12 protein-coding genes are annotated in these 10,394 nt (G+C 67.7%); 6 read left to right on the plus strand and 6 right to left on the minus strand.

Annotated elements, in window-relative coordinates; all coding sequences use genetic code 11:
* The 3 genes from DBR12_RS14145 to DBR12_RS14155 form a co-directional block, all read left to right on the plus strand.
* Positions 1-890, plus strand: an 890-nt coding sequence (locus DBR12_RS14145) for a pirin family protein (RefSeq protein ID WP_233244519.1), incomplete at its 5' end; no start/stop codon positions are given.
* A gap of 185 nt (positions 891-1,075) precedes the next feature.
* Positions 1,076-1,546, plus strand: a complete 471-nt coding sequence (locus tag DBR12_RS14150) for a peptidylprolyl isomerase (protein ID WP_108617845.1) — start codon at positions 1,076-1,078, stop codon at positions 1,544-1,546.
* A 33-nt stretch (positions 1,547-1,579) separates the two neighbouring features.
* Entirely contained in the window at positions 1,580-1,930 is a 351-nt protein-coding gene (locus tag DBR12_RS14155) for a hypothetical protein (protein ID WP_108617846.1), read from the plus strand.
* Between the two features lie 67 nt (positions 1,931-1,997).
* Here the strand turns inward: DBR12_RS14155 and DBR12_RS14160 are convergent, their stop codons facing one another.
* Positions 1,998-2,921 (minus strand): LysR family transcriptional regulator, encoded by a 924-nt coding sequence (locus DBR12_RS14160; protein ID WP_108617847.1) that lies wholly within the window; start codon positions 2,919-2,921, stop codon positions 1,998-2,000.
* 110 nt (positions 2,922-3,031) lie between these two features.
* On the opposite strand from DBR12_RS14160, the gene DBR12_RS14165 reads away from it, so the two are divergent.
* Together DBR12_RS14165 and DBR12_RS14170 are read left to right on the plus strand one after the other, a co-directional pair.
* The gene (locus DBR12_RS14165) at positions 3,032-3,697 is read left to right on the plus strand and encodes a glutathione S-transferase family protein (RefSeq protein ID WP_108617848.1); all 666 of its coding nucleotides are present in this window, start codon (positions 3,032-3,034) and stop codon (positions 3,695-3,697) included.
* On the plus strand, positions 3,694-4,722 hold the full coding sequence (locus tag DBR12_RS14170) for a pyridoxamine 5'-phosphate oxidase family protein (RefSeq protein ID WP_108617849.1): 1,029 nt from the start codon (positions 3,694-3,696) through the stop codon (positions 4,720-4,722). The genes DBR12_RS14165 and DBR12_RS14170 overlap by 4 nt, the downstream gene beginning before the upstream one ends.
* 85 nt (positions 4,723-4,807) lie before the next feature.
* Here DBR12_RS14170 and DBR12_RS14175 read toward each other — a convergent pair whose 3' ends face one another.
* The 4 genes from DBR12_RS14175 to DBR12_RS14190 form a co-directional block, all read right to left on the minus strand.
* Positions 4,808-5,683 carry a TIGR03915 family putative DNA repair protein gene (locus DBR12_RS14175; RefSeq protein WP_108617850.1) on the minus strand — a complete coding sequence of 292 codons (876 nt, stop codon included), beginning with the start codon at positions 5,681-5,683 and terminating at the stop codon, positions 4,808-4,810.
* 24 nt (positions 5,684-5,707) lie between these two features.
* Positions 5,708-7,000 carry a putative DNA modification/repair radical SAM protein gene (locus DBR12_RS14180; protein WP_108617851.1) on the minus strand — a complete coding sequence of 431 codons (1,293 nt, stop codon included), beginning with the start codon at positions 6,998-7,000 and terminating at the stop codon, positions 5,708-5,710.
* Between the two features lie 136 nt (positions 7,001-7,136).
* A complete protein-coding gene (locus tag DBR12_RS14185) occupies positions 7,137-7,982 on the minus strand; it encodes a class III extradiol dioxygenase family protein (RefSeq protein WP_108617852.1) in 846 nt (281 codons plus the stop codon).
* 182 nt (positions 7,983-8,164) lie between these two features.
* Positions 8,165-8,515, minus strand: a complete 351-nt coding sequence (locus DBR12_RS14190; RefSeq protein ID WP_108617853.1) for a protocatechuate 4,5-dioxygenase subunit alpha — start codon at positions 8,513-8,515, stop codon at positions 8,165-8,167.
* 58 nt (positions 8,516-8,573) lie between these two features.
* Between DBR12_RS14190 and DBR12_RS14195 the strand changes: the two genes are divergently transcribed.
* Complete coding sequence (locus DBR12_RS14195) at positions 8,574-9,515, plus strand: LysR family transcriptional regulator (protein WP_199226693.1); 942 nt, start codon at positions 8,574-8,576, stop codon at positions 9,513-9,515.
* A gap of 12 nt (positions 9,516-9,527) precedes the next feature.
* Here the strand turns inward: DBR12_RS14195 and DBR12_RS14200 are convergent.
* Positions 9,528-10,394, minus strand: an 867-nt coding sequence (locus DBR12_RS14200) for a gamma-glutamyl-gamma-aminobutyrate hydrolase family protein (protein ID WP_108617854.1), incomplete at its 5' end; no start/stop codon positions are given.

Raw genomic sequence — 10,394 nt, forward strand, 5'->3', positions numbered from 1 at the left:
GCCGCAAGGACGGCTGGAGCATGTACCACGGCGACCCGGTGCCCGGCTTTCCCGGCCACCCGCACCGGGGTTTTGAGACGGTGACGCTGGTGCGCAAGGGCCTCATCGACCACTCCGACTCGCTGGGCGCGGCAGCGCGTTTTGGCGGTGGTGATGTGCAGTGGGTCACGGCGGGCAAGGGCATCGTGCATTCCGAGATGTTCCCGCTGCTCAATGCCGACGGGCCGAATCCGCTCGAACTCTTTCAGATCTGGCTGAACCTGCCCGCGCGCAACAAGATGGTGGAGCCGCACTTCACCATGCTGTGGAACGAGCGCATCCCGCGCGTGGTGCATGCCGACGCCGCAGGCCGCAAGACCACGGTGACGGTGGTGGCCGGTGCGCTGCCCAGTGCGCCCGATCCGTTGTCGCCGCCGCCCGAGTCCTGGGCCTCGCAGCCCGAGGGCGACGTGGCCATCTGGACGCTGCACCTGGAGCCCGGCGCCGAATGGACGCTGCCCGCCGCCAAGGGGGAGAACACGCAGCGCATGCTGTACTTCTTTGTGGGCGACCGCCTGCGTGTGGGCCCGCAGGAGGTGGACCGCCACGCTGCGCTCGAAATGCGTGCCGGTGAAGACTGGCTGCTGACCAACACCGGCACCACCGCCGTGGAATGCCTGGTGCTGCAAGGCCGCCCGATTGGCGAGCCCGTGGCGCAGTACGGCCCGTTTGTGATGAACACGCAGGCCGAGATCATGCAGGCCATGAACGACTACCGCCGCACCCAGTTTGGCGGCTGGCCCTGGCCTGAGCAGGACCCGGTGCACGGCGCCACACCGCGCCGGTTTGCGCGCTACCCCGGGCAGACCGAGGAAGAGCGCCCGGCCGAAAGCGCCGCAGCGGCTGGGTGAGTTGTCGGCCACCCCTTGCAGCCGTTCACGCTGAGCCTGTCGAAGCGCCGCGCGGGGCTTCGACAGGCTCAGCCCGAACGGGTGTTTTGTGTTTGAGGCGCGAACTTCCACATTCCGCTGCCAATGCCCCATCTCGCGGGTCGTGGACAATCCACGGTCCCGATCTGCGTTGTTATCCAAGACCTATGAACATCACCAAAGACACCGCCGTTACCATCAGCTACAAGGTGACCACGCCCCAGGGCAAGCCGCTGGACGCGGGCCATCTGGCGTACCTGCACGGCGGCTACGAAAACATCTTCCCCAAGGTCGAAGCTGCCCTCGAAGGCCAGGCCGTGGGCTACAGCACTACGCTGCAACTGGCGGTGGAAGACGCCTTTGGCGCGCGCGACGAAAGCCTGGTGCGCACCATCCCCAAGAGTGAGTTCCCGCCCGGCGTGAAGGTCGGCGGCCAGCTGCAAGGCGTGGGCAATGACGGACGCCCTGCCGTGTTCAACGTGGTCAAGATCAAGGGCCCCGAAGTGCACCTGGACGGTAACCACCCGCTGGCAGGCCAGGCGCTCGCCTTCAGCTGCAAGGTGACCGAAGTGCGCGCGGCATCGGCCGAAGAAGTGGCCCACCGCCATGTGCACGGTGGCCATGGCCACCACCATTGATGGACTGCTTGAGCTCAAAAAGGCGTAGCGTCCGTGCAGGGCTTTTTTGACCGCCTGGGCTATGCGCTGATCGGCGCCTTCTTTGGCGCGCTGGTTGGCGTGGCAGGCTGGTGGCTGTATGGCTTGGCCTATTCGCTCAACTACGACGGCCCGGGCATGGACCCGGTGCTGCGCCACTGGGTGCAGTACGGCGCGGCGGCGTTTGCGGTGCTGGGCTTCATCTTCCGCGCGCGGGCGGCCGACGCCGTGGCCGATACGGTGTCCGGCATCCTTCACTTCGAGTTCGACGAAACACCGGGCCGGGCGGCGTCTGCACTGGTGCTGTGTGTGGTGCTGGCGCTGGTCATCGCCGCGATCTGGTTCACCAGCCCTTCTCTTCGCTAGTTTGCTATTTATTTGATAGCTTTTTGGGCATGGTGGACGCGCGGTGACGGCCTAAAAAGCCTCAAAATCAGCGCCTTGCACCCCGCACCAGCCCCCGGCCCTGCAACACCGGCTCGGCCGCCAGTCGCTCGCGCGCAAATTCCACAAAGGCCCGCACCTTGGCGGGTGCCCGCCGCCCGGCGGGGTAGACGATGTGCACGGGCACCGGCGGTGGCTCAAACCCGGCCAGCACAATGCGCAGCCGCCCCGCACGCAGGCTGGCAGCGGCCTGGTAGGCCAGGCAGCGCGTGAGGCCCAGGCCCGCCTCGGCGGCGGCGATGTCCACCTCGTTGGCGTTGCTGATCCACGCGATCTGCGGGCTGCCCACCTGCCCCTCGGCAAACTTCCAGGGTGCAGCGGCCCGTGCGTCGAACGAGAATGCAATCGCCCGGTGCTGCGCCAGGTCCTGAGGGTGCAGTGGCTCGCCGTGGCGCGCCAGGTAGTCGGGCGACGCCACCACCAGCCTTCGCAGCGCGCCCACGGGCAGGGCGGTGAGGCCCGAATCCGGCAGGTGGGCAATGCGCACGGCCACATCCATGTCTTCTTCCAGTAGATGCACCAGCCGGTTCACAAACAGCGTGCGCGCCTGCACGCGCGGCTGGGCCTGCAGAAAGTCGCGCACGATGGGCGCCACATGCTGGATGCCGAACATCTGCGGCGCGGTGATCGACAGCAGCCCCTGCGGCTGCACCTGCGCGCCGCTGGCGGTCTGCTCGGCCTCGGCCAGGTCGCTCAGGATGGGGCGGCAGTCGGCCAGAAAACGCTCGCCCGCCTCCGTCAGCCGCACCCAGCGCGTGCTGCGCTGAAACAGCAGCACACCGAGCCGCGCCTCCAGCGCCGCAATGGCCCGCGTGACGGCCGCCGCCGAGCAGCCCAGGCGCCGCCCCGCCACGGCAAAACCGCCTGCGTCGGCCACGGTCACAAAGCAGCGCAGGGTGTCGAGGTGGTCCATTGTTGCGTCTTGCGAAATTCTGAAAGCCGCACTATCGCTATTCACGCTGTGGAGCGCAATAGATAAGGTCGAGCCCTTCTTTCCACGCCGTTTTGACAAGGACTCGCCCCATGACATCCGCCTCCCTTCCCGCCGCCCCGCTCACGCTGCACCGCACGGCCATCTCCGGCCACTGCCACCGCGTGGAGCTGCTGCTGTCCCTGCTCGGCCTGCCGCATCGGCTGGTGGAGGTGAACCTGCTGCAGGGTGAGCACCAGCTGCCCGCGCACCGCGCACTCAACCCACTGGGCCAGGTGCCCGTGCTGGTGGATGGCGAGTTGGTGCTGAGCGACAGCAATGCCATCCTCGTCTACCTGGTGCAGCGCTACGCGCCCGGCAGTGCCTGGTTGCCGCAAGACCCCGTGGGCCAGGCGCAGCTGCAGCGCTGGTTCAGCCTGGCGGCGGGCTTTCTGGCGCCGGGCATCGGTGGGCCGCGTTTTGCCACGCTGACCGGCAAGCCCATCAACGAGGTCGCCCAGGCCCAGGGCCGGCGGCTGCTGGACTTCATGGAAACCGAGCTGCAGGGGCGCGACTGGCTGCTGGGCGGCGCCACGCTCAGCCTGGCCGATGTGGCCATGGTCAGCTACACCTCGCAGGCCCATCTGGCGGGTCTGCCGCTGCCCAACGCCTACCCGCGCATCGCCGCCTGGGTGGCGCGCCTGCAGGCGCTGCCCGGCTATGTGCCGCTGCTGGACCGCCTCGCGCCCAAAGTCCCCCAGCCTGCGGAGGCCGCATGACCATCCTGCCCACAGGCGGCAGCGAAGGCCCCGCCCCCAGCGCCTGGCACGCCGGTGAACAAGCGCTGCAAGCCCGCGCGGGCGTGCACGAGCGCATGGCCGCCGTGGGCGAGGTGGTGGTGCGCGACCACATGCCCGACCAGCACCGCGAGCTGTTTGAAAAGCTGCCCACGCTGCTGTTGGGCGCACTCGACGCGCAGGGCCAGCCCTGGGCCACCATGCTGGCGGGCCCGCCGGGCTTTGTGCACACGCCCCATGCGCAGCGCATGGATGTGGCCGCCGCCATCGACCCGGCCGACCCCGCGATGGCGGCGCTGGCTGCGCACGGCACCGGTGCGCCCGTGGGCGTGCTGGGGCTGGAGCCGCACACGCGCCGCCGCAACCGCATGAACGGCCATGTGGTGCGCTGGGGCGCGCAGCAGGGCCTGTCAATCACCGTAGCGCAGAGCTTTGGCAACTGCCCCAAGTACATCCAGGCGCGCGCACCGGGCCTGCGCGCCGCCGTTACGCCACCACAGCCTGCGCAGGCGCTGGGCCCGTTGCTGGATGCGGCGGCGCTGGACCTTATTGCGCGCAGCGACACGCTGTTCATCGCCAGTGCCTCGGCCGCGCGGCCCGGGCAGCAGCGGGGTGAGGGTGTGGACATTTCCCACCGGGGTGGCGAGCCGGGCTTTGTGCTGGCGAAGCACACCGCAGAGGGCCTGGAGTTGTGGTTGCCCGACTACCCGGGCAACCTGTTTTACAACACCTTGGGCAACCTCGCCCAGCACCCACTGGCCGGGCTGCTGTGGGTGGACTACGACGACGGCGGCCTGCTGCACGTGGCCGCGCGCGCCGAACTGCTGTGGGGCGAGGCCGACCGTGCGCCCTGGCCCGGCGCGCAGCGCGTGCTGCGGTTGTTGGTGCTGGGTGGTGTGTGGCGCGCCCAGGCACTGCCCTGGCGGTGGACGATAGCGCAGCCCGCGCCGCAGTTCCGTGCGATGCGGCAGGCCTCGGGCGTTCAGGGGCGGAGCCTACCCACTTGAACCGTTCGCGCTGAGCCTGTCAAAGCGCCGCGCAAGGCTTCGACAGGCTCAGCCCGAACGGGGTTTCATGTGCGGAGAGGCAGACTCATTCCAGCTCCATGGGCATTGGGCGCTTGAGCGGCGCAATCATCTTGCGCGGTGTGGTGGGCTCGGCCGCCACCATTTGCGCGCTGCGCTCGTGCGCCGTCTGTGCCAGCTCGGTGATGAGCGCGGCCTCGGGCAGGTTGTGCCAGTAGCGCGTGGGCATCTCCTTTTTCATCATGTTCAGCTTGAGCCGCGCGGGGTTGAAGATGTGGCGGTAGTAGGTGAGCCACAGCGCCTCGCCTGCGTCGGGCGGCGGCGCGTCGCTGCGCTGCGCGCCGGGGCCTGTGTGCAGCTGCTGGCCGTCCCAGCGCACGCTGGCGTCGGGGGTGAGGATGGCCCAGCGCATCTGCGTGAAGCGGCGGATGAAGAAGCCCGCATTGGCTACGGTGATGTAGTGGTCGGGCTCGAACCAGGCCATGTGCAGCGTCTGCCCGTCGGGCTCCACCACGGGCCGAAAGCGCACAAAGGCGTGCATCTTGTGGATGTCGCGCCCCACGGCGCGGACCATGTGGTGGGCCAGCATGCGGTCGGCGTCCAGCGGGTCGTGCCGCGCGGCGTCGGCCTCACTGCCGCCCTGCGCCATGCGCCACAGCAGGCGGTACATCAGCGCAAAGCGGGCAGGGTCGCGGTGCAAGATGAGCTGCTCGCACAGGTGCACAAAGTCGGGGGGCACGCGCAGCGTGGGTGCATCGGGGGCTGGCTGTGGCAGGGCGTTGTGGCCGGTGGCCTCGGGCGCAAACAGGTCTTCAGCGGCATCGGCCTGGCAGCGCCAGTCCACGGCCTGTGGTGGCACGTTGGCTTGCACCAGGGCGCGTGCGGCGGTGCGAAAGCCGGGCCAGTCGGTGGGATGGTCGAGCGTGATGGTGTGGCTCTGCATGTGGGCCTGACAGAACTTGCGGGCTCAAAACAGGCTGCGTTGCACTGGCGGCGGGGCCAGCTGTGCGGCCAGGTCGGCAGCCTCCAGCGCACGGCCGGGGCGGTAGTCGGCGGCTTCCACAAACGGCAGCACCTTTTTGAGCGGCACATGCAGCCGCGAAAGATCCGCATGCCGCAGGCGGCGCACGCGGCGGGCGGCCAGCAGGCGCTCCACCGTCTGCACGCCAAAGCCGGGCACGCGCAGCAGCAACTCGCGCGGGGCGGTGTTCAGATTGACCGGAAAGCGCTCGCGGTGCGCCAGCGCCCAGGCCAGCTTGGGGTCCATGTCCAGCGCCAGCATGCCCATCGGGCCTCCCGGGGTGCCTTGGCTGGGCGGCACGATCTCGTCGTGGGTAAATCCATAAATGCGCATCAGCCAGTCGGCCTGGTACAGCCGGTGCTCGCGCACCGTGGGCGGCGCGGCCAGCGGCAGGGCGCGCGCCGCGTCGGGGATGGGGCTGAAGGCCGAGTAGTACACCCGCCGCAGCCGGTGCACGCCGTACAGCCGCGCGCTGGTGGCAAGGATGGTGCGGTCGTTGGTCGCATCGGCCCCCACAATCATCTGCGTGCTTTGCCCGCCCGGCGCAAACAGCGGCGCGCTGGCCCGGCGCGTGGTGCGCGATTGCGGCATCGACACGATGGCCTGCGCGGCTTGCTCCTTGCGGGCTGCACGCGATTCGCCAATGTGCACCGCCATGCGGGCCATGGATCGGTCAATCGCGGCGCTATCTTTCTCCGGCGCCAGGGCCGTGAGGCTCTCGGCAGTGGGCAGCTCGATGTTGATGGACAGGCGGTCGGCATAGCGGCCAGCGCGCTGCATCAGCTCGGGGGATGCGTCGGGAATGGTCTTGAGGTGGATGTAGCCGCGAAAGTCGTGCTCCTCGCGCAGCACGCGGGCCACCTCCACCACCTGCTCCATGGTGTAGTCGGGGCTCTGGATGATGCCGCTGGACAGGAACAGCCCCTCAATGCAATTGCGGCGGTAAAAGTCCAGCGTGAGCTGCACCACCTCATCGACCGTGAAGCGTGCGCGGGGCACGTTGCTGGTCACGCGGTTCACGCAGTACAGGCAGTCGTACTGGCAGAAGTTGGTGAGCAGGATCTTGAGCAGCGAGATGCAGCGCCCGTCCGGCGCATAGCTGTGGCAGATGCCCATGCCCTCGGTGGAGCCCATGCCACGCCCACCCACCGAGTTGCGCGGCGCAGCGCCGCTCGATGCACACGAGGCGTCGTACTTGGCGGCGTCGGCCAGGATGGCGAGTTTGGACTGTAAATTCACTGTATAAATTTACAGCAAACACAATGCCTGACGCCAGCCTGTGGGAAAGCAGGGGGAGGTCAACACTCCTGAATTGATAGCTGCTTGCGCATGATGGATAGGCGCAGGCAGCCAAAAATGCTTGGAATCGACGGGGTCAGACCGCTTCCAGCGCCATCACCGCCGTCGCCGTGTTCGAGATCGGGATGTGGTAATTGCTGTGCACTCGCCGCACCCCCGCGCTGCCGGTGGCAAGCGCCCCGCGCATGGCCAGCCACATCAGCAGCTCCACGCCCTGGGTGCCGGTCTTTTCCACCAGCTCATGCACGCTGAACTGCGTGGCCCATTCGGGGTTGGTGGTCAGGCTTTCGATGAACTGCAGGTCAAACGCCTTGTTGATAAAGCCCGCGCGCTCGCCGTCGAGCTGGTGGCTGAGGCCGCCCGAGGCAATCACCGCCACCTTCTTGTTGCTGTCCCAGCTCTGAATCGCCTGGCCCACCGCCTTGCCTAAAGCGTAGCAGCGCTTGGCCGACGGCAGCGGGAACTGCACGGTGTTGATGCACACCGGCACCACTGTCACGGGGCAATCGCCCTCGGGCCAAAAGAGCTTGAGCGGCAGCGTGCAGGCGTGGTCCACCAGCATCTCCTGGCAGGTGGTCACGTCAAACTCCCGCTCGATCAGCGTGTTGATGAGGTGCCACGACAAGTCCACCTCGCCTTTGAACGGCGGCAGCGTGGGGATGCCCCAGCCCTCGTCCGCGTTGTTGTATTCGGCTGCCGCACCCACGGCAAAGGTGGGCATTTTGTCGAGGAAGAAGTTCAGGCCGTGGTCGTTGTAGAACATCACCACCACGTCCGGCTGCTTCTCGCCCAGCCACTGGCGAATGGGCGGAAAGCCGTCGAAAAAGGGCTTCCAGTAAGGCTCGTTCTGCAGGCCTTTGTGGATGGCGTTGCCAATGGCCGGAATGTGCGAGGTGCCGAGGCCGCCGATGAGTTGTGCCATGTGATGTCTCCAGATTCAATGTGTGAAGGGGTGGCTTGTCTGCATTTGCAACGCAGGGACCAAGCCGCTCTCCATCCGTTCGGGCTGGGCGTGTCGAAGCCGGGGCGCGGTGGTGGTGCGGCGCTTCGACAGGCTCAGCGTGAACGGGTGGGGGTGTTGGACAAAGGGTGGCGCCGTGCGGGTCAGTCCCGGCCTGCGGCCACCAGCATCGCCTTGAATTCGTCTTTGGTCATGCCCGTTTGCTGCGCGCCGATGTCCTGCATGTCCAGCTTGAAGATGCCCGCGAACTTGGCCAGGTAGTAGGCGTTGCCACCTGCGGCAATGAGCTGCAGCACGTTTTTTGCTCGGATGGCGGCGGCCTGCTGCTCGTTCAGGCCGTATTGCTTCATGTACGCCTCTTCATCGGCCACAAAGGCCTTGCGGTTGGCTTCGTCGTTGAACGAAAAGCACATCTTGTTCAGCGCATAGCCTTTGCGGGCCTGGTCGCCGTCGAACGGCGTGGTGCCGGGGATGGGGGGCAGCTTGGAAGGCATGGAAGTCTCCGGGTCTTGATGTAAGTCAGCCCAGAGTGTCGTGACGCCATTGCCAAAGATGAAGCCTGAAAACATCATCGAATGCATGAGCAATTTCGATGGATCAGCGCTGGACGGGCACCTGCTGAAACTGCTTCTGGCGGTGCTGGAAACCGGCAGCATCACCGCTGCTGCAGAGCGAATGGGCGTCACCCAATCGGCGGTGAGCCACCTGCTCGACAAGCTGCGCGCCATCACCGGCGACCCGCTGTTTGTGAAGCGCGGGCGCGGCATCGTGCCCACCGCCCGGGCCGAGGCCCTGGCCCAGCCCGCGCGTGACATGCTGCACCAGATGCAGCGGTTTGCCCAAGGGGCCGAGTTTGACCCGCGCGCCTGGCAGACCGAGCTGACCATCGCCGCCAACGACTTTCAGCGCGACCTGCTTTTGCCCGCGCTGGCCGCGCGCCTGCGCACTGCCGCACCGGGCGTCACGCTGCGCATCGTGCCCAGCGGCGCGCCCAGCGCCGAGCTGCTGCGGTCCGATGCGTGCCAACTTGTCATCAGCCCCCGCCCGCCCGATGGCACGGACATCGTGCAAAAGCGTTTGTTTGAAGACCAGTACCGCGTGTTCTACGACGCCAGCGTGCGCAGCGCCCCCGCCACCGAGGCCGACTACCTGGCCGCCGACCACGCCACCGTGGCCTACGAAGCGCACCGGGGGCTGGACCTGGACCGCCAGCTGCTGGCCCGTGGCGTGCGCCGCCGCTTCGCTGTGCGTGTGCCGGGTTTTGCCGCGCTACCGGCTTTTGTGCGCGGCACCGCGCTGCTCACCACCGCGCCATCGCTGCTGGCCTGCACGGCATTGGCAGGCCTGGCCACCGCACCCGTGCCGGTGGTGTGCCCGGCCATGCCGATGTATTTGATCTGGCATGTGCGGTATCAGCAGGATGCAGCGCACCGGTGGTTGCGGGGGGAGGTGGAGGCGGTGGTGGGGCCTGCCCTCGCCAGTGGCCGCTTGTGAGGTCTGGTCGGTTCAGGCCGCCTCGTGGTCCCTGCGCAGCGCCCCGCGCAACAACCGCGTTGCCCGGTCCCGTAGCCCTGCCGGCTTGCCGGGCCGCACCGGATGCGCCTTGGCCTCGGCGCAGGCTGCCAGAAAGTCTTGCAGGATGGCCGTGTCGTCCAGCGTGTCCGAGCCCCTCTGGTGGAACTCCGGATGCCACTGTGTGGCCGCGATGTAGCCGCGTCCCGGCGCGGGCTTGAGGCGGATGGCTTCTGGCACGCCGTCGGGTTCGCTCAGTGCTTCGACCTCAAATTCTGGGGCCAGGCGCTTGATGCCCTGGTGGTGGATGCTGTTCACGCGCGCACGGGGTACGTCGGGGTAGAGCTGGGCCAGGCGCGAGCCGGGCACGATCTGGATGTCGTGAAAGTGCTGGTCGTAGGTGCTGGCGTTGCGGTGTTGCAGCGCGGCGGGGTGCTGGGTTTCGATGTCCTGGTACAGCGCGCCGCCAAAGGCCACGTTGATGAGCTGCAGGCCCCGGCATACGCCAAAGATGGGTTTGCCCACTTCGGCAAAGGCCTTGACCAGGGCCAGGTCGTAGATGTCGCGCACGCGGTCACCCACCCATTCTTCGCGCAGGGGCTCCTCGCCGTAGTTGCCGGGCCACACATCGGCGCCGCCGTGCATCACCACGCCATCGAGCCACTCGGCGTAGTGCTGCAGCGTCACATCGCCGCGCGCCGTCGCGCCCGTGGGGCAGGGCACCATCACCACGATGGCGCCCGACGACATGATCCAGTGTGCGATGGACTGCTCAACGTACTGCAGCGTCTTGTTGGTGAACAAGGGGCGGGTGGGGTCGGCGTGCTGAAAGCAGGCCGACAGGCCGATCTTGAGGCGGGG

This window comes from Acidovorax sp. HMWF029, assembly GCF_003060895.1.
GTDB lineage: Bacteria > Pseudomonadota > Gammaproteobacteria > Burkholderiales > Burkholderiaceae_C > Acidovorax.

Coding starts and splice junctions, on each gene's coding strand:
- DBR12_RS14150 (WP_108617845.1), top strand. CDS start 1,076: ATGAACATCACCAAAGACACCGCCGTTACCATCAGCTACAAGGTGACC.
- DBR12_RS14160 (WP_108617847.1), bottom strand. CDS start 2,921: ATGGACCACCTCGACACCCTGCGCTGCTTTGTGACCGTGGCCGACGCA.
- DBR12_RS14165 (WP_108617848.1), top strand. CDS start 3,032: ATGACATCCGCCTCCCTTCCCGCCGCCCCGCTCACGCTGCACCGCACG.
- DBR12_RS14170 (WP_108617849.1), top strand. CDS start 3,694: ATGACCATCCTGCCCACAGGCGGCAGCGAAGGCCCCGCCCCCAGCGCC.
- DBR12_RS14175 (WP_108617850.1), bottom strand. CDS start 5,683: ATGCAGAGCCACACCATCACGCTCGACCATCCCACCGACTGGCCCGGC.
- DBR12_RS14185 (WP_108617852.1), bottom strand. CDS start 7,982: ATGGCACAACTCATCGGCGGCCTCGGCACCTCGCACATTCCGGCCATT.
- DBR12_RS14190 (WP_108617853.1), bottom strand. CDS start 8,515: ATGCCTTCCAAGCTGCCCCCCATCCCCGGCACCACGCCGTTCGACGGC.
- DBR12_RS14195 (WP_199226693.1), top strand. CDS start 8,574: ATGAAGCCTGAAAACATCATCGAATGCATGAGCAATTTCGATGGATCA.